Annotated in this window: 20 protein-coding genes and 1 tRNA gene; 15 read left to right on the top strand and 6 right to left on the bottom strand. The window is 68.3% G+C overall.

The window, feature by feature from the left end:
* Position 1: 1 nt before the first annotated feature.
* Positions 2 to 1,498 (top strand): HWE histidine kinase domain-containing protein, encoded by a 1,497-nt coding sequence (locus tag GTW51_RS17100; protein WP_163045249.1) that lies wholly within the window; start codon positions 2 to 4, stop codon positions 1,496 to 1,498.
* A gap of 117 nt (positions 1,499 to 1,615) precedes the next feature.
* Here the strand turns inward: GTW51_RS17100 and GTW51_RS17095 are convergent.
* Positions 1,616 to 1,691: transfer RNA gene (locus GTW51_RS17095), tRNA-Ala, on the bottom strand.
* 162 nt (positions 1,692 to 1,853) lie between these two features.
* Complete coding sequence (locus tag GTW51_RS17090) at positions 1,854 to 2,258, bottom strand: TIGR02300 family protein (protein WP_163045248.1); 405 nt, start codon at positions 2,256 to 2,258, stop codon at positions 1,854 to 1,856.
* Positions 2,259 to 2,580: 322 nt separating this feature from the next.
* Between GTW51_RS17090 and aroA the strand changes: the two genes are divergently transcribed.
* The 4 genes from aroA to rpsA all read left to right on the top strand — a co-directional run bounded on the left by aroA (position 2,581) and on the right by rpsA (position 6,967).
* Positions 2,581 to 3,933 carry a 3-phosphoshikimate 1-carboxyvinyltransferase gene (aroA, locus tag GTW51_RS17085; RefSeq protein WP_163045247.1) on the top strand — a complete coding sequence of 451 codons (1,353 nt, stop codon included), beginning with the start codon at positions 2,581 to 2,583 and terminating at the stop codon, positions 3,931 to 3,933.
* Between the two features lie 3 nt (positions 3,934 to 3,936).
* Positions 3,937 to 4,344, top strand: a complete 408-nt coding sequence (locus GTW51_RS17080) for a hypothetical protein (protein WP_163045246.1) — start codon at positions 3,937 to 3,939, stop codon at positions 4,342 to 4,344.
* A complete protein-coding gene (cmk, locus tag GTW51_RS17075; RefSeq protein ID WP_163045245.1) occupies positions 4,341 to 4,991 on the top strand; it encodes a (d)CMP kinase in 651 nt (216 codons plus the stop codon). The genes GTW51_RS17080 and cmk overlap by 4 nt, the downstream gene beginning before the upstream one ends.
* A 275-nt stretch (positions 4,992 to 5,266) precedes the next feature.
* Positions 5,267 to 6,967, top strand: coding sequence for a 30S ribosomal protein S1 (rpsA, locus tag GTW51_RS17070; RefSeq protein ID WP_163045244.1), 1,701 nt, complete (start codon positions 5,267 to 5,269; stop codon positions 6,965 to 6,967).
* A 117-nt stretch (positions 6,968 to 7,084) separates the two neighbouring features.
* Here rpsA and hslV read toward each other — a convergent pair whose 3' ends face one another.
* Positions 7,085 to 7,645, bottom strand: coding sequence for an ATP-dependent protease subunit HslV (gene hslV / locus GTW51_RS17065; protein ID WP_163045267.1), 561 nt, complete (start codon positions 7,643 to 7,645; stop codon positions 7,085 to 7,087).
* A 173-nt stretch (positions 7,646 to 7,818) separates the two neighbouring features.
* Here hslV and hisB point away from each other — a divergent pair, with 173 nt between their 5' ends.
* The 5 genes from hisB (at position 7,819) to hisA (ending at position 10,712) form a co-directional block, all read left to right on the top strand.
* On the top strand, positions 7,819 to 8,427 hold the full coding sequence (gene hisB, locus GTW51_RS17060; protein ID WP_163045243.1) for an imidazoleglycerol-phosphate dehydratase HisB: 609 nt from the start codon (positions 7,819 to 7,821) through the stop codon (positions 8,425 to 8,427).
* Positions 8,428 to 8,434: 7 nt separating this feature from the next.
* A complete protein-coding gene (locus GTW51_RS17055) occupies positions 8,435 to 8,917 on the top strand; it encodes a DUF2628 domain-containing protein (RefSeq protein ID WP_163045242.1) in 483 nt (160 codons plus the stop codon).
* Positions 8,918 to 8,920: 3 nt separating this feature from the next.
* On the top strand, positions 8,921 to 9,574 hold the full coding sequence (hisH, locus tag GTW51_RS17050) for an imidazole glycerol phosphate synthase subunit HisH (RefSeq protein WP_163045241.1): 654 nt from the start codon (positions 8,921 to 8,923) through the stop codon (positions 9,572 to 9,574).
* A gap of 100 nt (positions 9,575 to 9,674) precedes the next feature.
* Positions 9,675 to 9,890: a hypothetical protein gene (locus tag GTW51_RS17045; protein ID WP_163045240.1), complete on the top strand. Its 216-nt coding sequence runs from the start codon at positions 9,675 to 9,677 to the stop codon at positions 9,888 to 9,890.
* Between the two features lie 81 nt (positions 9,891 to 9,971).
* Positions 9,972 to 10,712: a 1-(5-phosphoribosyl)-5-[(5-phosphoribosylamino)methylideneamino]imidazole-4-carboxamide isomerase gene (hisA, locus tag GTW51_RS17040; RefSeq protein WP_163045239.1), complete on the top strand. Its 741-nt coding sequence runs from the start codon at positions 9,972 to 9,974 to the stop codon at positions 10,710 to 10,712.
* Between the two features lie 25 nt (positions 10,713 to 10,737).
* Here hisA and GTW51_RS17035 read toward each other — a convergent pair whose 3' ends face one another.
* Positions 10,738 to 11,577 (bottom strand): alpha/beta fold hydrolase, encoded by an 840-nt coding sequence (locus tag GTW51_RS17035; RefSeq protein ID WP_163045238.1) that lies wholly within the window; start codon positions 11,575 to 11,577, stop codon positions 10,738 to 10,740.
* A 315-nt stretch (positions 11,578 to 11,892) separates the two neighbouring features.
* On the opposite strand from GTW51_RS17035, the gene hisF reads away from it, so the two are divergent.
* The 3 genes from hisF to coaA are packed head-to-tail and all read left to right on the top strand — an operon-like array spanning position 11,893 to position 14,034.
* Positions 11,893 to 12,699: an imidazole glycerol phosphate synthase subunit HisF gene (gene hisF, locus GTW51_RS17030; RefSeq protein WP_163045237.1), complete on the top strand. Its 807-nt coding sequence runs from the start codon at positions 11,893 to 11,895 to the stop codon at positions 12,697 to 12,699.
* Positions 12,700 to 12,727: 28 nt separating this feature from the next.
* Positions 12,728 to 13,075, top strand: coding sequence for a phosphoribosyl-ATP diphosphatase (locus tag GTW51_RS17025; RefSeq protein ID WP_163045236.1), 348 nt, complete (start codon positions 12,728 to 12,730; stop codon positions 13,073 to 13,075).
* Positions 13,075 to 14,034 carry a type I pantothenate kinase gene (gene coaA / locus GTW51_RS17020; RefSeq protein WP_163045266.1) on the top strand — a complete coding sequence of 320 codons (960 nt, stop codon included), beginning with the start codon at positions 13,075 to 13,077 and terminating at the stop codon, positions 14,032 to 14,034. The genes GTW51_RS17025 and coaA overlap by 1 nt, the downstream gene beginning before the upstream one ends.
* A gap of 34 nt (positions 14,035 to 14,068) precedes the next feature.
* Here coaA and GTW51_RS17015 read toward each other — a convergent pair whose 3' ends face one another.
* Both GTW51_RS17015 and GTW51_RS17010 read right to left on the bottom strand, forming a co-directional pair.
* Positions 14,069 to 14,683: an alpha-ketoglutarate-dependent dioxygenase AlkB family protein gene (locus GTW51_RS17015; RefSeq protein WP_163045235.1), complete on the bottom strand. Its 615-nt coding sequence runs from the start codon at positions 14,681 to 14,683 to the stop codon at positions 14,069 to 14,071.
* A 28-nt stretch (positions 14,684 to 14,711) separates the two neighbouring features.
* Complete coding sequence (locus GTW51_RS17010) at positions 14,712 to 15,422, bottom strand: helix-turn-helix transcriptional regulator (RefSeq protein ID WP_203566143.1); 711 nt, start codon at positions 15,420 to 15,422, stop codon at positions 14,712 to 14,714.
* 332 nt (positions 15,423 to 15,754) lie between these two features.
* Between GTW51_RS17010 and hslU the strand changes: the two genes are divergently transcribed.
* The gene (gene hslU / locus GTW51_RS17005; RefSeq protein WP_163045234.1) at positions 15,755 to 17,062 is read left to right on the top strand and encodes an ATP-dependent protease ATPase subunit HslU; all 1,308 of its coding nucleotides are present in this window, start codon (positions 15,755 to 15,757) and stop codon (positions 17,060 to 17,062) included.
* A 184-nt stretch (positions 17,063 to 17,246) separates the two neighbouring features.
* Positions 17,247 to 18,557, top strand: a complete 1,311-nt coding sequence (locus tag GTW51_RS17000) for a PQQ-dependent sugar dehydrogenase (protein WP_163045233.1) — start codon at positions 17,247 to 17,249, stop codon at positions 18,555 to 18,557.
* Positions 18,558 to 18,639: the final 82 nt, after the last annotated feature.

The raw sequence follows: 18,639 nt of genomic DNA, 5'->3' as shown, positions 1-18,639 counted from the left end.
CGTGACGCAAGAAAAGCCGAGCTTTACCGAGAGCGAGCGCAGCGAAGCGATCCGGAGCTTCGACATTCTCGATACGCCGCCCGAAGCGGAGTTCGACGATCTGGCGCGGATCGCGGCGGAAGTCTGCGGCACGCCGATCGCGCTGGTCAGCCTCGTCGACGTGGAACGGCAGTTCTTCAAGGCGGAAATCGGGCTCGGCGTGCGCGAGACGCCGATCGCGACGTCGTTCTGCGCCCATGCGCTGCTGGTGGACGATATTCTCGTCATCCCCGACGCGACGAAGGATTCCCGCTTCGACGGCAATCCGCTGGTCTACCAGGATCCGAAGGTCCGCTTCTATGCGGGGGCGCTTCTGAAGACCCGCGAGGGCGTGCCGATCGGCACGATGTGCGTCCTCGATCACCAGCCGCGCGAGCTCGACGCCAACCAGATCCGGACGCTGCTGCTTCTGGCCCGCCAGGCGATGACGCAGCTGGAGCTGCGGCGCTCGCTGGCCGCGACGCGGCAGGCGCTGCGCGAGGCCAAGGACATGGAGACGCGGCACCGCCAGATCGTCGACAGCGCCATCGATTTCGGCATCATCACGCTCGACCTGGACGGGCGCGTCACCTCCTGGAGCGTCGGGGCCGAATCGATCCTCGGCTGGAGCGAGGCCGAGATGCTCGGCCGGCCCGCCGACGTGTTCTTCACCGAAGAGGACCAGGCCGCCGGCATTCCGGACCAGGAGATGCAGGCCGCGCAGGAACGCGGTCGCGGCTCCGACGAACGCTGGCACCGGCGCCGCGACGGCAGCCGGTTCTGGGCGTCGGGCGAGATGATGCCGCTGCGCGACGACGACGACAATCATCTCGGCTACGTCAAGATCCTGCGCGACCGCACGCTGCAGCACCAGGCCGAGGCCCAGCGCCTCGAGCTGACGCGCGAAATGTCGCACCGGATGAAGAACAGCTTCGCGATGGTCCAGTCGATCGTCGGACAGAGCCTGCGCACGGCATCCTCCGTCGCCGAGGCGCGCGACGCGATCGGCACGCGCATCGAGGCGCTGGCGCGGGCGCAGGACATCCTTACCCAGACCAGCGGCACCCACGCGGCGATCAGCGAGGTGGTGCGCGACGCACTCGCCCCCTACCGCACCGGCGAGGGACGCTTCGACGTCGCCGGCCCGGATCTCGAGCTGACCGCCCAGCAGGTGATCGGGCTGTCGCTGGCGCTGCACGAACTCGCCACCAACGCGGTCAAGCACGGCGCGCTGTCGGAGGCGGGCGGCTGCGTCGACATCGCCTGGCAGCACACGCAGGACGACGTCTTCGTCTTCGACTGGTGCGAGCGTGGTGGAGCGCCGGTCACGCCGCCGACGCGCACCGGATTCGGCACGCGGCTGATCGAGCGCATCGTCGGCCCGTATTTCGACGGCAAGGCGACGCTCGCCTTCGAACCCGGCGGCGTGACGTTCCGGCTCGTCGGCAGCGTCGGGCAGTCGGTCGATTCGCCGGACTAGGACCAAGCGCCGACAGTCGGGCAACGCCGATCATCGCTGCACGCGGACAGGCTATTCGCCCAATGCCTGACTGGGTCAGGCGGGCAGATGGTCTGAAAACTACATCGGGAAGCGATTTGGTGGAGCCAAGCGGGATCGAACCGCTGACCTCTACAATGCCATTGTAGCGCTCTCCCAGCTGAGCTATGGCCCCACGCCGCCGTCAGGCGGAAGACGCGGCCCCTGGGTGCGGGCCGCGTGGTGTGGCGGGTTCATATGAAAGTCCGCCACGAAGATCAAGCGATTTCCGACAGTGCCCGGCAAGGGCACCTGGATGGCTCGGCCGCCGCGAGGGCAGCCGAGCGGTCAGGCCCCCTTAGTCGTCGTCGTCGTCGCGGCCGCCGCCGATGATGTCGGCGACGTCGTCGTCCTCGTCTTCCTCGTCCGGCAGGAAGGTGTTGTCGTCGTCTGCCGTGTCCTCGTCGTCGCTGTCGTCGACATCGGGCAGATCAGGCGTCGCGTCGTCCGATTCCTCTTCCTCGACCTCGCTGAGCGACACGGTGTTCGGAGTCGCCTCGACCTCGACGGTCTCGACCTCCTCCTCTTCCTCCGCGACTTCCTTCACCACCTTCTTCTTCGAGGCGACGGCTTCGACCTCGAAATAGGAGCGCGGATAGGTTTTGCCGGTATAGGGCGAGACGATCGGGTCCTTATTCAGGTCGTAGAATTTGCGGCCCGTTTCCGGATCGATCCGCTTGGTGCCGAGTTCGGGTTTGGCCATGCTTGCCTCGTCGTCGTTCTGCCGCCGCACCCCCCGCCGCAGGTGGCGGCGGTCGGTGGGCAGGGTGGCGGGGGACCGGCCGCCGCGCCGCGGTGTCATCCGCTGCGAATGCGCCGCCGGCACGATGGTTGCCGCGTTCCCGGTCCGGTTGAAAATCGGTTGGTCCCTTACGGCGTCCCCCAGCCCTTGTCAAAGCCGGATCGCGGCTACAGAAAGGGCGGAGTTGCAGCAAGCCTTTCGGCACGATGCGACAAGGGCGCCATCGGCGTTGAAATCGCCGCGGAATCGGCGCGCCGACGCCAGCCAGGAACAGGGACGCAGCATGCACGGAACCACGGGCCCACGGCCGGTCGCCACGCGAGACGCCGGAAAGCTGAGCGGCCGGGTCAAGGTGCCGGGCGACAAGTCGATCTCGCACCGCGCCTTCCTGTTCGGCGGCCTCGCCAGCGGCACCACCCGCGTCCGCGGCCTGCTGGAGGGCGAGGACGTCATCGCCACCGGCAACGCCATGCGCGCCATGGGCGCCCGGATCCGCAAGGAGGGCGACACCTGGATCGTCGACGGCGTCGGCAATGGCTGCCTGCTGGAGCCCGATGGCGTGCTCGATTTCGGCAATGCCGGCACCGGCGTGCGGCTGACCATGGGCCTCGTCGGCGCTTATGATTTCGGCGCAACCTTCGTCGGCGACGCGTCGCTGTCGAAGCGGCCGATGGGCCGGGTGCTCGATCCGCTGCGGCTGATCGGCACGCAGATCGTCGCTCGCTCCGGCGACCGGCTGCCGCTGTCGCTGCGCGGGCCGCGCGTCGCCGCCCCGATCGAATACCGCGTGCCGATGGCCTCGGCGCAGGTGAAGTCCGCCGTGCTGCTCGCCGGGCTCAACGCCCCAGGCACCACGACGGTCATCGAGACGGTGATGACCCGGGACCATACCGAGAAGATGCTGGCCGGCTTCGGCGCGACGATCGCGGTGGAGACGGACGGCGGCGGCACACGCCGCATCCGTCTCGAGGGCCAGGGCAACCTCACCGGCGTCGCCGATTTCGAGGTGCCGGGCGATCCTTCCTCGGCTGCCTTCCCGATCGTCGCGGCGCTGATCGTGCCGGGTTCGGAGGTCACCATCGAGAACGTCCTGATGAACCCGACCCGCACCGGGCTTATCGAGACGCTGATCGAGATGGGCGGTTCGATCGAGATCCTCGACCGGCGAATCGCCGGCGGCGAGGACGTCGCAGACCTGCGGGTCCGCCATTCGACGCTCACCGGCGTCACCGTACCGTCGGAGCGCGCCCCGGCGATGATCGACGAATATCCGGTGCTCGCGGTCGCTGCCGCCTTCGCCTCGGGCACCACGGTGATGCGCGGCCTGGAAGAGCTGCGCGTCAAGGAAAGCGACCGTCTGGCCGCCGTCGCGGCGGGGCTCGCCGCCAACGCCATCGTCCACGAGACCGGCGAGGACTGGCTGACGGTCACCGGCGACCCGGAGGGACGCGGCTTCGGCGGCGGCACGGTCGCCACGCATCTCGACCACCGCATCGCCATGAGCTTCCTGGTGCTCGGCATGGCCTGCAAGGCGCCGGTCACGGTCGACGACGCACGGATGATCGCCACGAGCTTTCCGGCCTTCCAGCCGATGATGGCCGGCCTCGGTGCGGCCTTCGACGATGGCGCGGGCTGAGACTTGACGGCCGCCGTCGTCCTCCTCGTCCTGTTCCTGCCGGCGGCCGTCATCTACGGGCGCTACCGGGCCCGCCATCTCAGGCAACGCCACGAGGCCCTCCGTGGCCGGCTGGCGGCGCTGCTGCCGATGCCGGCCTTCCTGGCGGTCTGCGGGGCCCTGGCGATCGTCCACGAGACTGGGAGGGCCGATGCGCTTGCCACCGGCAACGGCGTCATCGACGCGGTGCTGACGCTGGCGCGCTGGGTCGGCGAGCTCGAGCTGATCCTGTTCATGGTCGCCGGGCCCTATCTCATCGGCGTCGTCATCGCCGCCCTCTTGCTCGCGCTCGATGCGCGCGGCTTCCTCGCGCTTGCCGCGCCGGCGCCGCTCGAGCCGACCGACACCGCTGCCAAGGATCCCTCGCCATGAGCCATCCCCTCACCATCGCCATCGACGGGCCGGCCGCCGCGGGCAAGGGCACGCTCGCCAAGCGCGTGGCGGCGCATTACGGCCTGCCCTATCTCGACACCGGCCTGCTCTACCGGGCGGTCGGCAAGCTGGCGGCAGAGGCCGGCGGCGATCTCGACGACGCCGAGGCGATGGCGGTCTTCGCCGCGCGGCTCGACACGTCGCATCTCGACGACGGTACGCTGCGCGGCCACGAGGCCGGCCAACTCGCCTCGCGCGTCGCCGTCCACCCGCCGGTCCGCGATGCGCTGACGGCGTTCCAGCGCAGCTTTGCCACCGGCGCGGCGGGCGCCGTCCTCGACGGCCGCGACATCGGCACGGTGATCTGTCCGCAGGCGCGGGTGAAAATCTTCGTCACCGCCAGCGCCGAAGTCCGGGCGCGGCGGCGCACCGACGAGCTTCGGGCCAAGGGGCGCGACGTCGACTACGCGCGGATCCTCGCCGAGGTGAAGGAACGCGACGCCCGCGACGCCGGCCGCAGCGTCGCGCCGCTGAAGCCGGCCGCCGACGCACACTTGCTGGACACCAGCGAATTGGGTATAGAAGCGGCGTTCCGGGCGGCCTGCGAGGTGATCGATCGATCTCTCGCCAACCCGAACGACGATTAGAGGGCGGCCTTCGCAAGACGGTCCGCCCTTTCGGCTATAGGCCGAAAGCGGGCTTTTGCCCGTCATGCCATGCTTAACACTGCCCGGCCGCGGTTCCTCGCGCCGAACGAAATCGCCTCCTGCCTGCGCGCGGAGGCCTTTCGGGTCCGTCCGCACCATCGCGGCACCGGACCGGACCGCGCCCACGGGTAAACGCAACACCAGACCGGGGCCTCAGCCCCACGGCGCGGCGCTTTTCGCCCTTCGATGCGGCGAAGAGTTTCCAAGGAGACAGAATGTCGAACGCAAACCCGTCGCGCGAGGATTTCGCCTCGCTGCTCGAAGCCTCGTTCCATGAACAGGACGTGGCCGAGGGCATGGTGGTCCGAGGGACCGTCGTCGCGATCGAAAAGGACATGGCCGTCATCGATGCCGGCCTGAAGGTCGAGGGCCGTGTCGCCCTCAAGGAATTCGGCGGCCGCGCCGGTGGCGAGCTGAAGATCGGCGACACCGTCGAGGTCTATGTCGAGCGCATCGAGAATGCCCTCGGCGAGGCCGTGCTGTCGCGCGACAAGGCGCGCCGCGAAGAGAGCTGGGTCAAGCTCGAAGAGAAGTTCAACGCCAACGAGAAGGTCGAAGGCCAGATCTTCAACCAGGTCAAGGGCGGCTTCACGGTCGACCTCGATGGCGCCGTGGCCTTCCTGCCGCGCAGCCAAGTCGACATCCGGCCGATCCGCGACGTCACGCCGCTGATGAACACGCCGCAGCCCTTCCAGATCCTCAAGATGGACAAGCGCCGCGGCAACATAGTCGTGTCGCGTCGTACCGTTCTCGAGGAGAGCCGGGCCGAGCAGCGTTCGGAGATCGTCCAGAACCTCGAAGAGGGCCAGACGGTCGACGGTATCGTCAAGAACATCACCGATTACGGCGCCTTCGTCGATCTCGGTGGCATTGACGGCCTGCTTCACGTCACCGACATGGCCTGGCGCCGCGTCAACCATCCGACCGAGATCCTGCAGATCGGCCAGACGGTGAAGGTCCAGATCATCCGCATCAACCAGGAGACGCATCGCATCTCGCTGGGCATGAAGCAGCTCGAGGCGGATCCCTGGGACGGCATCGGGGTCAAGTACCCGATGGGCGTCAAGGTCACCGGACGCGTCACCAACATCACCGACTACGGTGCGTTCGTCGAGCTGGAGCCGGGCATCGAAGGCCTCATCCACGTCTCGGAAATGTCCTGGACCAAGAAGAACGTCCATCCGGGCAAAATTCTCTCCACCTCCCAGGAGGTCGAGGTCGTCGTGCTCGAGGTCGACCCGAACAAGCGCCGCATCTCGCTCGGCCTGAAGCAGACGCTCTCCAATCCGTGGGAGTCGTTCCGCGACCAGTTCCCGATCGGCACGGTCGTCGAGGGCGAGGTCAAGAACAAGACCGAGTTCGGCCTGTTCATCGGTCTGGATGGCGATGTCGACGGCATGGTCCACCTCTCCGATCTCGACTGGAACCGTCCGGGCGAGCAGGTCATCGAGGAGTTCAACAAGGGCGACATGGTGAAGGCTCAGGTTCTCGACATCGATGTCGAGAAGGAGCGCATCTCGCTCGGCATGAAGCAGGTTGGTGGCGATCCGTTCGTCGATGCTGCCGAGGCCGGCGACGTCCGCCGCGGTGCGGTGGTCACCTGCGAGGTGACGGAGATCAAGGAAGGCGGGCTTGAGGTCAAGATCGTCGACACCGATCTCACCTCGTTCATCCGTCGCTCCGATCTCGCCCGCGACCGGGACGAACAGCGCCCCGAGCGCTTCCAGGTCGGCCAGAAGCTGGACGCCCGCGTGACGCAGTTCGACAAGAAGGCCCGCCGCGTCGGCGTGTCGATCAAGGCGCTGCAGATCTTCGAAGAGAAGGAAGCGGTGCAGCAGTACGGGTCGCAGGACTCCGGTGCTTCGCTCGGCGACATCCTGGGCGCCGCCCTCAAGGGTCGCGGCGACGAGGAATAGTCGGCAACCGGCTCCGGCCGGTTCCACGTGAAACAAAAGGCCCGCGGCGATCCCTCGCCGCGGGCCTTTTTCGTTGGTGGTCTTTAAATGAGAGGCAAGGCCGTCAGGCCATGCCGCTCAGGCGGCTTCGTCGAGGCTTTCGAAGACGACGTTGCCGTTGGTGTAGATGCAGATCTCACCGGCGATCTTCATGGCGCGTCGGGCGATCTCCTCGGCATCGTACTCGGTGTCGGCCAGTGCGCGCGCCGCGGCCAGGGCGAAATTGCCGCCGGAGCCGATGGCGATGACGCCATGCTCGGGCTCCAGCACGTCGCCGTTGCCGGTCAGCGTCAGCGTCACCTGGCGATCCGCAACGATCATCATCGCCTCCAGCCGGCGCAGATAGCGGTCGGTGCGCCAGTCCTTGGCGAGTTCGACGCAGGCGCGCATCAGCTGGTCGGGATACTGCTCGAGCTTGGCCTCGAGCCGCTCCAGCAGGGTGAAGGCGTCGGCCGTCGCCCCGGCGAAGCCGGCGATGACCTCGCCGCCCTTGCCGATGCGGCGGACCTTGCGGGCGTTGCCCTTCATCACCGTGTTGCCGAGCGAGACCTGGCCGTCGCCGGCGATCACCACCTTGCCGCCCTTGCGGACGGCGACGATCGTGGTGCCGTACATCGTCGCCGGGTCGTGGCTTTCCATGCTCATTCTTCGTGATCCTTTCATCCGGCAGGCCGCCGCCCGACAGGCGCGGCGGTCGCCGATCCGGGCCGCATGTGGGCGCTCGGACGGGTTTTTCCAAGTTGGGCCCCGCCAGTTGGCATCGACGCGGGCCGAGTGATAGAAGCCGGGCGCAACCGCTTGAAGGTGACGTGATGGCCGAGACAGCCGGGCGGCGCGATGCCGTCGTCGAGCGCAAGACCAACGAGACGAAGATCCGCGTGCGCGTCGATCTCGACGGCACCGGCCGTTCGACGATCGCCACCGGCGTCGGCTTCTTCGACCACATGCTCGAGCAGCTGTCGCGCCACTCGCTGATCGACATGGAGATCGAAGCCGACGGCGACCGTCACATCGACGACCACCACACGGTGGAGGACACCGGCATCGCGCTCGGCCAGGCGATCCGAAAGGCGCTCGGCGAGCGCCGCGGCATCCGCCGTTACGCCTCGCTCGACCTCGCCATGGACGAATGCCTGACCCGCGCGGCGATCGACGTCTCGGGCCGGCCGTTCCTGGTCTTCGACGCGCGCTTCCAGCGAGAAAAGATCGGCAGCTTCGATACCGAGCTGGTGCAGGAGTTCTTCCAGGCCCTGGCGCAGAACGCCGGCGTGACGCTGCACATCACCAATCTCACCGGCACCAACGCCCACCACGTCGCCGAAACCTGCTTCAAGGCGGTGGCCCGGGTACTGGGCGACGCCGTCGCGATCGATCCGCGCCAGGGCGACCTCGTGCCCTCGACCAAGGGCATGCTGGCGTGAGCGGCCCATGGCGCTGACCCGCTACATCGTCTTCGAGCCGCCGGCCTCGTCGGGCACCACCGACAGAGCGGTGTTCGTGCGCGACCGGTTCTCGGTCTGGGCGTTGCTGGTGCCGTTCCTCTGGCTGCTGCGCTACGGGCTGTGGATTTCGGCCGTCGTCGTGCTCGTCGCCGGCTTCGGCCTCGCCTGGCTGGGCAGCGTCGAGGGCTTCGGCCTCGCCGGGACGGTGCTGCCGATCCTCCTCGGCCTCATCGTCGCGCTGGAGGGGCCGAGCCTGCGCGCCGCGAAATACCGCCGCAAGGGCTGGCGCGAGACAGCCGCCTTCCACGCCGATGATCGCGCCGAAGCCGAGCTGATCTATTACGGCACGTCCCGGCCCGCGATCGCCGCGCCCGCGCCGGTTCTCGCCCAGGCGCCCTGGAAGACTGCGCCGCGCGCTCCGCGCCCTGCCGCGACCGGCGGCTTTTTTGACGCCATGAAGGCCCGCTGACCCATGCAGACAGTCGCCATCATCGACTACGGCTCCGGCAATCTTCGCTCGGCCGCCAAGGCCTTCGAGCGCGCTGCGAGCGAGGCGGGCGCCGACGCCGAGATCATCCTCACCGACGATCCCGAGACGGTCCGCCGGGCCGACCGGATCGTGCTGCCGGGCGTCGGCGCCTTCGCCGACTGCCGGGCCGGCATCGACGCGGTGCCGGGCCTGACCGAAGCGCTGCGCGAGGCGGTCGAAGCCCAGGCGAAACCGTTTCTCGGGATCTGCGTCGGCATGCAGCTGATGGCCTCGCGCGGCCACGAGAAGGCCGTCACGCAAGGCTTCGGCTGGATCCCCGGCGACGTCGTCCACATCACGCCGTCGGACCCGGCGCTGAAGGTGCCGCAGATCGGCTGGAACACCATCAAGGCGCATCGCGATCATGCGCTGCTCGCCGGCATTCCCACCGGCGAGGCGGGGCTGCACGCCTATTTCGTCCACTCCTACCACCTCGTCGCCGAGAACGAGGCCGACATTCTGGCGGGCGCCGAATATGGCGGCGAGGTCACGGCGATCGTCGCAAGCGGCAACAAGGCCGGCACGCAGTTCCATCCGGAAAAGAGCCAGGCGCTCGGCCTCGCGCTGATCGGCAATTTCCTGAAATGGAAGCCCTAGGACGCCGGATCGGCAGCCGCCACATGATTCAGGTCAATCCGCCGGGTCGGCAGGCGCGGTATCGGGGTAGGGCGAATCCCTCCTGACGCCGAGGCCAGGCATGTCGACACGTTTCCGAATCGCGATGCTGCTCTACGGCATGATCAACGCCGTGATCTTCGGCTTCGGCATCATCCTGGTGCTGAGCTTCCCGGAGATCTCCGAGGCCTGGCCGTACATCATCCCGGTCGTCGTGGTGGCGAGCTTCGTCCTCGCCGCGCCGATCGCCTGGATCATCGCGCCACGCCTCCGCGCCCGCAACCGGCGCGACCGGTAGGCAGGCGGACGACGCATCCGGGCTTGCCGGACGGGCTTCATGGTGGAAGAAGCGGTCTCCCCGAGCCTTCTGCGAGAGCCCATGCCCATTCTCTTTCCCGCCATCGACCTCAAGGACGGCGCCTGCGTGCGCCTCAAGCTCGGGCTGATGGAAGAGGCGACGGTCTACAACGCCGATCCGGCGGCGCAGGCGCGTGAGTTCCGCGATGCCGGCTTCACCCATCTTCATGTCGTCGATCTCAACGGCGCCTTCGCGGGCCGGGCGGTCAACGGCGCCGCCGTCGACGCGATCATCGCGGCGGTCGGCAGCACCATGCGCGTGCAGCTCGGCGGCGGCATAAGGACCATGGCCGACATCGAAGCCTGGCTCGACAAGGGCCTGTCGCGGGTGATCCTCGGCACCGTCGCGGTGCGCGACCCCGAGCTCGTCAGGCAAGCGGCGAAGCGCTTTCCCGGCCGCATCGCCGTCGGCATCGACGCCAAGGGCGGCAAGGTGGCGGTCGAAGGCTGGGCGGAGACCTCGCAGCTGACCGCGGTCGACCTTGCCCGCCAGTTCGAGGACGCCGGCGTCGCGGCGATCATCTACACCGATGTCGACCGCGACGGGATCCTGGCGGGCATCAACTGGGAGGCGACGATCGACCTCGCCGGTGCCGTGTCGATCCCGGTGATCGCCTCGGGCGGCCTCGCCTCGATCGCCGACGTGGCGCGGCTCACCATGCCGGACGCGCAGCTGCTCGAGGGCGCGATCTCCGGGCGGGCGCTCTATGACGGCCGGATCGACGCCGCCGAGGCGCTGCGCGTGCTTAGCGCCGCGGGCTGAGAGCAGCACCACCGAGCGCCGACTGTTACGGCAGTTCGGCCAGGAACGACTTGACTGCGGCGTTGAACGCCTCCGGCGCGTCGAGGTTTGAGACGTGCCCAGCCTCGACGGTGACGATCTCGGCCCGGCCGATGCGGCGGGCGATCTCGCCGGCGTGGTCGATGACCAGCTGCGTCTCGTGGCGGCCGATGACGACGAGGCAGGCGATGTCGAGGGCGCGGATCGCTGCCGGATCGGCCGCGACGATCGCCGCATAGGCGGCGACCACGGCATCGGCCGGCATGGACGAAAAGCCGTCGACGAAATGCCGCTCGGCGTCCGCACCGACCCATTCCTTGCCGAATATCTTCTTCGCGCCGGCAATGCCCCACCGCGCCGTGCGGTGCTGGCCGAGGACGGCGAAGGCCGCCGGCAGGATGCGCTGCGGCCCCAGCCACTCCAGCGCCGCCCGCAGCGGCCCGTTGAGCGACAGCGCCAGCGGCGTGTCGGCGAGCACCAGGGCGGCGACCCGCTCCGGCCGCTGCGCCGCCATTTCCAGCGCCACCATGCCGCCCAGCGAGACACCGCAGATCGCGGCGCGTTCGACCCCCAGCGCGTCGAGAAAGCGGAACGCGTCCACCGCCAGGCTCTCGACCGACATTTCCGTCGTGTCGCCCAGCGTCTCGCCATGGCCGCGCAGATCCGGCGCCAGCAGGCGATAGTCGCTCGCAAGGCCGGCGATCTGCGGGCGCCAGACGGATTTGGTCTGCACCGCACCGTGCAGGCACAGCACCGGCAGGCCCGACGCCGGCCCGGCCTCGAGATAGGCGACGGTGAGGTCGCCGGCGACGACCGATCGCGTGGCCAGGGTCTCTTGCGATGTCACGATCAGGCTTCCTGCTGATGGCTGCTTCGTCCGACCGGACGGTGGTTGCGCCAAGCCTATACAGGCATTGGCCGGCAAGTCGGCAGGCGATTTCCGCGGCTGGGCAAGGCCGCGGCGATGGCCGGTCACCCGGAGCCGATTCGCGCTGCCTCTTGCCGAGTTCCCTCGCGGCGTCGCATAAGGCGCGCACCAGCACAGCAAACGGCCGACGCCCCTGACGATGCCCGTTCCCGATCCGAACCCTTTTTGCCAGCAAGGCGCCGCCGGGGCCGTCGCCGTGGCGCACGCCGCGCCGCGGCAGACCAGGCGCTTTCCATGACCCTCAAGGCACGCATCATTCCCTGCCTCGACGTCAAGGACGGGCGGGTGGTCAAGGGCGTCAATTTCCAGGGCCTGGTCGATGCCGGCGACCCGGTCGAGGCGGCGCGCGCCTATGACGCCGCCGGCGCCGACGAGCTCTGCTTCCTCGACATCACCGCTTCCTCCGACAATCGCGAGACGATCTTCGACGTCGTCTCCCGGACGGCCGAGCAGTGCTTCATGCCGGTCACCGTCGGCGGCGGCGTGCGCACCGTCGCGGACGTGCGCCGCCTGCTGCTGGCCGGTGCCGACAAGGTGTCGATCAACACCGCCGCGGTGCTGCGCCCCGAACTCGTCGCCGAGGCGGCGCACAAATTCGGCGACCAGTGCATCGTCGTCGCCATCGACGCGCGGCGCGTCGCCGGCACCGAGGCGGCGCCGCGCTGGGAAATCTTCACCCATGGCGGCCGCACCGCAACGGGCATCGACGCGGTCGAGTTCGCCCGCCGTGTCGTTTCGCTCGGGGCCGGCGAGATCCTGCTGACCTCGATGGACCGCGACGGCACCAAGTCCGGCTTCGACATCGACCTCACCCGCGCCGTCGCCGACGCCGTCGCCGTGCCTGTCATCGCCTCGGGCGGGGTCGGCACGCTCGACCATCTGGTCGCGGGCGTGCGCGACGGCCATGCGGCGGCCGTGCTCGCCGCCTCGATCTTCCATTTCGGCACCCACACGATCGCCGAGGCCAAGGCCCACATGGCACAGGCCGGCATCCCGATGCGGCTCGATCCGGCTTTCCAGGCGTCCGTCCATCGGAGCTGATCGCCCGGCTCATCGAAAGGCTTGCAGCTTGCAGTTCACCCTCGCCGATCTCGAGACCATCGTCGCCGCGCGGATCGCATCCGGTGACACGCAGGCGTCCTACACGGCGACGCTGGCGGCGCGCGGCGCAAAGCACGTCGCCAAGAAGCTCGGCGAGGAGGCGAGCGAAACGGTGATCGCCGCCGTCGCCGAGGACGATGCGAGCCTCGTCGCGGAAAGCGCCGACCTGCTCTATCACCTCGTCGTGCTGCTGCAGGTCCGGCAGATCCCGCTCGCCGACGTCATGGCCGAGCTCGGGCGCCGCACCAGCCAGAGCGGCATCGCCGAAAAGGCTGCCCGGCCGGGCACGCCCAAGGCCGGTACGTCCAGCGAATGATGGACCAGCTGACCCCCTCGAAATTTTCTCCCTACCGCGTCTTCACCGCGGCGGAATGGGCGAAGTTCCGGGCCGATGCGCCGATGACGCTGACCGAGGACGAGGTCCGCCGGCTGCGCTCGATCGGCGATCCGGTCGATCTCGACGAGGTGGCGCGGATCTACCTGGCGGTGTCGCGCCTGCTCTACGCCCATGTCGAATCCTCGCAGCTGCTGTTTCGCCAGCGCCAGAGCTTCCTGTCGGGCGGCGCGACGGTGCAGAAGACGCCCTTCATCATCGGCATCGCCGGCTCGGTGGCGGTCGGCAAGTCGACCACGGCGCGCATCCTGAAGGAGCTCCTGGCCCGCTGGCCCTCCTCCCCCAAGGTCGATCTCGTCACCACCGACGGCTTCCTCTATCCGAATGCCGTGCTGGAGGCCGAGGGGCTGATGCAGCGCAAGGGCTTTCCGGAGAGCTACGACGTCGGGTCGATCCTGCGCTTCCTCTCCGACATCAAGGCTGGCCGGCCGCGCGTCGAGGCGCCGGTCTATTCGCATTTCGTCTACGACGTCGTGCCCGGCCAGCGGATCACCATCGACCGGCCGGACATATTGATCTTCGAGGGGCTGAACGTCCTGCAGGTGCGCGAGATGCCGAAGGACGGCAAGGCGGTGCCGTTCGTCTCCGACTTCTTCGATCATTCGATCTATATCGACGCCGACGAGGCGGAAATCCGCCGCTGGTATGTCGAACGGTTCATGCGGCTGCGCGAAACCGCCTTCCGCGAGGCGGATTCGTTCTTCCACCGCTACTCGCAGATCCCCGAGGACGAGGCACTGGCTATCGCCGAGGCGCTGTGGCGGGACATCAACGGCAAGAACCTCTACGAGAACATCCTGCCGACCCGGCCGCGCGCCGACCTGATCCTGCGCAAGGGCCCGAACCACCTCATCGAACAGGTGGCGCTGCGCAAGATCTGAGCGCAGCGGACGCGCTCCGCGATCGGCCGGCCGATCAGCCCGGAACGGTCACCCGGCGCAGCGTCAGGTTGATCCGGCCGCCATTCTTCAGGAGCGTCGAGGTCGCCGGGTAGATCCGGTCGACGCCGTGATGGCAGAGCCGCCCTTCGCCGCCGAGGATGACAACGTCGCCGGAGCCCAGCCGCAGCGAGGTCGTTCGCCCGCCCCGCGTCGTCTCGCCGATGCGGAACAGGCAGTCGTCGCCGAGCGAGATCGACACTACGGGCGCCGCGAAATCCTTCTCGTCGCGGTCCTGGTGGAGGCCCATCTTCGCGGTCTCGGCGTAGAAATTGATCAGGCAGGCCTCCGGCGGATGGTCGTAGGCCGAAACCTCCTCCCACAGCGCCAGCAGCGAGGCCGGCATGGCCGGCCAGGGCGCGCCGGTGACCGGGTGGTTCGGCTGGTAGCGATAGCCGTTGCGGTCGGCGACCCAGCCGAGCGGACCGCAATTGGTCATGCGCACCGACAGCTTCTTGCCGGTCCGGGGCATTTCCGGGTCATAGAGCGGTGCCTCAGCCACCACCGCGCGGATGCTGTCCAGCAGCGCGATCTGCGCCTCGCGGTCCAGATGCCCGGGCATGTGCCGGACGCCTTTGGGCAGCACGTTCAAGTTTGCGGCCCCATGGCTGCCGAACCGGTCAGGACAGATAGCCGAGCTGCGCGGCGAGGGCGACGGCATGGGTTCGGTTGGAGGCGTTCATCTTGCGCTGCGCCGCGGTCAGATATTGCGAGATCGTGTATTCCGACAGGGACAGGATGAGGCCGATCTCCGAGGAGGTCTTGCCCAGCATCGCCAGCTTCAGGCAGTCGCGTTCGCGCCCCGACAGCGGATTGTTGCGGCGATTTTCCTCGAAGCGGGCCGCCGCCAGCATGCCGAAAAGCGCGAAGGCGAAGACATGCAGCTCGCGCAGCGCCTGCGCCGAGACGTCGGGTTTCGCTCCGGCCAGCGACAGCGCGCCGTTGAAGGCGGTCAGCCCGTGCACCGGAAACAGCGCCCCGGCGAGACAGGATTCGGCGAGCAGCATCCGGGCGGCCGGGCTGGGGTCGGGCTCGTCGGCGCCGTACAGCGTGTCGATGTCCCAGACGAAGGGCATCGGATCGGTCTTCAGCGCGCCCACCACCAGCTTGAAGCGATGCAGCCCGAGCTGATCGTAGCTGCGCACGAAGCCGTCCGACCAGTTGCCGAACAGGAACCGCGTCGCCGTGCCGCCATCGTCGGTGGAGGGCATGGCCAGCGCTGCCGCGTGCGAGAACCCGTAATCGCCGGCGACGTCGTCGAGAAGCTGGTGCAGCAGCGGCTCGTCCCAGTCCGCCGCAAAGGCGGCAAGACGCGCCAGGGCGCCGTTCATGCCGGCGATCCGCAGGGGTGGCGAGCAGGCCGCGCGGCTTTCACCGCGGCCCTCGTCCAAGCTTTCATTGCTGTTGTCCCCGCGCATTCCAGACGGCATGCCGTGCTCGCTATCCGATCCAGTTGTCCCGTCGATTCGACCGCGATTCGGGTCCTCGCCATTGTGGCCGCAATCCCGGCGAGATTGAACCCTTGCCGGGGAGCCGCACCCGGTCGTGGCCACCGGGGTGGCAGCCGCCGGCCGGGACACCCATCTAGCGGCGAGGCGCTTGAAGCTGGCGCCGACCGATTGGCCGCCGACACGGGGCGGCACCCCCCGAAAAGAAGATATCCATGTCAGATTTTTCCCCCCGCGAGATCGTTTCCGAACTCGATCGGCACATCATCGGCCAGAAAGACGCCAAGCGCGCGGTCGCCGTCGCGTTGCGCAACCGCTGGCGCCGGCAGCAGCTGGAAGGCTCGCTGCGCGAAGAGGTGATGCCGAAGAACATCCTGATGATCGGACCCACCGGCGTCGGCAAGACCGAGATCTCCCGCCGTCTCGCCCGGCTCGCCGGGGCGCCCTTCATCAAGGTCGAGGCGACCAAGTTCACCGAGGTCGGCTATGTTGGCCGTGACGTCGAGCAGATCATCCGCGACCTGGTCGAGATCGGCATCGGCCTGGTCCGCGAGAAGAAACGCGAGGAGGTCAAGGCGAAAGCCCATCAGGGCGCTGAAGAGCGCGTCCTCGACGCGCTGGTCGGCAAGACCGCCTCGCCGGCGACGCGCGATTCCTTCCGCAAGAAGCTGCGCTCCGGCGAACTCGACGACAAGGAGATCGACATCGAGATCGCCGATTCCGGCAACCCGATGGGCGGCATGGAGATCCCCGGCATGCCGGGCGCCAATATCGGCGTGCTCAACCTGTCCGAAATGTTCGGCAAGATGGGCGGCCAGCGCACCAAGCAGCGCCGGACCAGCGTCAAGGAGAGCTACGAGCTGCTGATCGGCGAGGAATCCGACAAGCTGCTCGACCAGGAGCAACTGGTCCGCGAGGCGGTCTCGGCGGTCGAGAACAACGGCATCGTGTTCCTCGACGAGATCGACAAGGTGGCGAACAAGGACGGCCATGGCGGCGCCGGCGTTTCCCGCGAAGGCGTGCAGCGCGACCTGCTGCCGTTGGTGGAGGGCACGACGGTCGCGACCAAGCACGGGCCGGTGAAGACCGATCACATCCTGTTCATCGCCTCGGGCGCGTTCCACGTCTCCAAGCCGTCGGACCTGTTGCCGGAGCTGCAGGGCCGCCTGCCGATCCGCGTCGAGCTGCGGGCGCTGACCAAGGAGGATTTCCGCCGCATCCTCACCGAAACCGAGGCCTCGCTGATCAAGCAGTACGTCGCGCTGATGAAGACCGAGAACGTCGACCTGGAGATCACCGACGACGCCATCGACGCCATCGCCGACCTCGCGGTCTCGCTCAACGGCTCGATCGAGAATATCGGCGCACGGCGGCTGCAGACGGTGATGGAGCGGGTGCTCGACGACATCTCGTTCGAGGCGCCCGACAAGGGCGGCGAGAGCTATCGGGTCGATGCCGCCTATGTCCACAAGGCGCTGGACGGTATCGCCGGAAACGTCGACCTGTCGCGCTTCATCCTCTGAGGACACGCGCCAGCCGCCAGCGTTCCGTCGTTCTTGCCAGCGTTCCATAGATTTTAAGTGAACGGCCCCGCGCCCCCGGCGCGGGGCTTTTTCGTTTCCTCCGCCGGCCTGCGCCCCATGTGGGACGTCATCGCAGCGGCCGATTTCGGTCGCATCGCAATGCCTTCTTCGAGGAGATTTTCCCATGAAGACACTCACTATGCTGCTCACCGGAACCGTCCTGTCGGCGGGTCTTGCCGTCGTGCCGGCCCATTCCCAGGGCTCGACCGGCGATGCGTCGCCCGTCGAGCAGGTCGAAGGCCAGCCGCCTGCCGAGGGCGATCAGGGTATTCCGGCCGGCGAGCCGGTCGAGACCGCGGCTGCCAACGCGCCCGATCAGGAGCCGGCATTCCCCGGCCAGACGCGCGCGCCGCAGCCGAGCGAGATGCCGGACGTGGCGGTCGAGACTTTTGCCGAGGGCCTGCCGCAGCTCTGGGCCATGGAGTTCCTGCCGGACGACCGCATGCTGGTCACCGCCAAGGAAGGCGACTTCCACGTGATCTCCGCTGAAGGCGAGGCGGGCCCTGCGCTCAGCGGCATGATCGAGGTGGCTTCGGCCGGCCAGGGCGGCCTGCTCGACGTGGCGCTGGCGCCGGACTTCGAGACCACCAACCGCATCTTCTTCTCGTTCGCCGAGCCGCGTGACGGCGGCAACGGCACGTCGGTCGCCCGCGCGACGCTCAACCTCGACGACAATGGCGGCGGCAGCCTCGAGGATGTCGAGGTCATCTTCCAGCAGATGCCGACCTATGACGGCGACAAGCATTTCGGCTCGCGCCTGGTGTTCTCGCCGGAGGGCCATCTGTACGTGACGGTCGGCGAGCGGTCAGACACGCCGATCCGCGACGAGGCCCAGAGCCTCGTTTCGGGCCTCGGCAAGGTCTTCCGCATCGATCCGGAAACTGGCGAGGCGATCGCCGACAACCCGTTCGTGGAGCACGCCAAGATCCAGCCGGAAATCTGGAGCTGGGGGCACCGCAACCTGCAGTCGGCCGCGCTGGACGCCGACGGCCGTCTGTGGACCATCGAGCACGGCCCGCGCGGCGGCGACGAGCTCAACATGCCGGAAGCCGGCCTGAACTACGGCTGGCCAGCCATCACCTACGGCATCGCCTATTCGGGTGAGGAAGTCGGTCCGGGCCGCACCAGCCAGGAAGGCATGGAGCAGCCGGTCTATTACTGGGATCCGGTGATCGGACCGTCCGGCATGGCGCTCTACGACGGCGATGAGTTCCCGAGCTGGGAGGACGCATTCCTGGTCGGCGGACTCGTGACAACCGGCCTCGTCGTCGTCCATCTGGACGAAAATGGCGAACAGGTCGCCTTCGAGGAGCGGGTGCCGCTGGATGCCCGCATCCGCGACGTGCGCGTCGGCCCGGACGGGGCGGTCTACGCCGTCACCGAAGATCCGGATGCCGACACGTCTGCCATCCTGCGCCTGACGCGCGAGCAGTAGGACCGGCACGCGGTTCGAACGGACTTCAGAAGGAGGGCGGGCCGCTTCGGCGCCTGCCCTTTTTCATGGGCTGAGGTTGGGC

It is taken from the genome of Aurantimonas aggregata (assembly GCF_010500835.1).
Taxonomy (GTDB): Bacteria; Pseudomonadota; Alphaproteobacteria; order Rhizobiales; family Rhizobiaceae; genus Aurantimonas; species Aurantimonas aggregata.
This window is presented reverse-complemented; position numbering and strand designations above follow the sequence as displayed.

Coding starts and splice junctions, on each gene's coding strand:
- coaA (WP_163045266.1), top strand. CDS start 13,075: ATGGACCAGCTGACCCCCTCGAAATTTTCTCCCTACCGCGTCTTCACC.
- hisB (WP_163045243.1), top strand. CDS start 7,819: ATGGCCGAGACAGCCGGGCGGCGCGATGCCGTCGTCGAGCGCAAGACC.
- GTW51_RS17010 (WP_203566143.1), bottom strand. CDS start 15,422: ATGAACGGCGCCCTGGCGCGTCTTGCCGCCTTTGCGGCGGACTGGGAC.
- hisF (WP_163045237.1), top strand. CDS start 11,893: ATGACCCTCAAGGCACGCATCATTCCCTGCCTCGACGTCAAGGACGGG.
- cmk (WP_163045245.1), top strand. CDS start 4,341: ATGAGCCATCCCCTCACCATCGCCATCGACGGGCCGGCCGCCGCGGGC.
- hisA (WP_163045239.1), top strand. CDS start 9,972: ATGCCCATTCTCTTTCCCGCCATCGACCTCAAGGACGGCGCCTGCGTG.
- GTW51_RS17055 (WP_163045242.1), top strand. CDS start 8,435: ATGGCGCTGACCCGCTACATCGTCTTCGAGCCGCCGGCCTCGTCGGGC.
- aroA (WP_163045247.1), top strand. CDS start 2,581: ATGCACGGAACCACGGGCCCACGGCCGGTCGCCACGCGAGACGCCGGA.
- hisH (WP_163045241.1), top strand. CDS start 8,921: ATGCAGACAGTCGCCATCATCGACTACGGCTCCGGCAATCTTCGCTCG.
- rpsA (WP_163045244.1), top strand. CDS start 5,267: ATGTCGAACGCAAACCCGTCGCGCGAGGATTTCGCCTCGCTGCTCGAA.
- hslV (WP_163045267.1), bottom strand. CDS start 7,645: ATGGAAAGCCACGACCCGGCGACGATGTACGGCACCACGATCGTCGCC.
- GTW51_RS17090 (WP_163045248.1), bottom strand. CDS start 2,258: ATGGCCAAACCCGAACTCGGCACCAAGCGGATCGATCCGGAAACGGGC.
- hslU (WP_163045234.1), top strand. CDS start 15,755: ATGTCAGATTTTTCCCCCCGCGAGATCGTTTCCGAACTCGATCGGCAC.
- GTW51_RS17000 (WP_163045233.1), top strand. CDS start 17,247: ATGAAGACACTCACTATGCTGCTCACCGGAACCGTCCTGTCGGCGGGT.
- GTW51_RS17045 (WP_163045240.1), top strand. CDS start 9,675: ATGTCGACACGTTTCCGAATCGCGATGCTGCTCTACGGCATGATCAAC.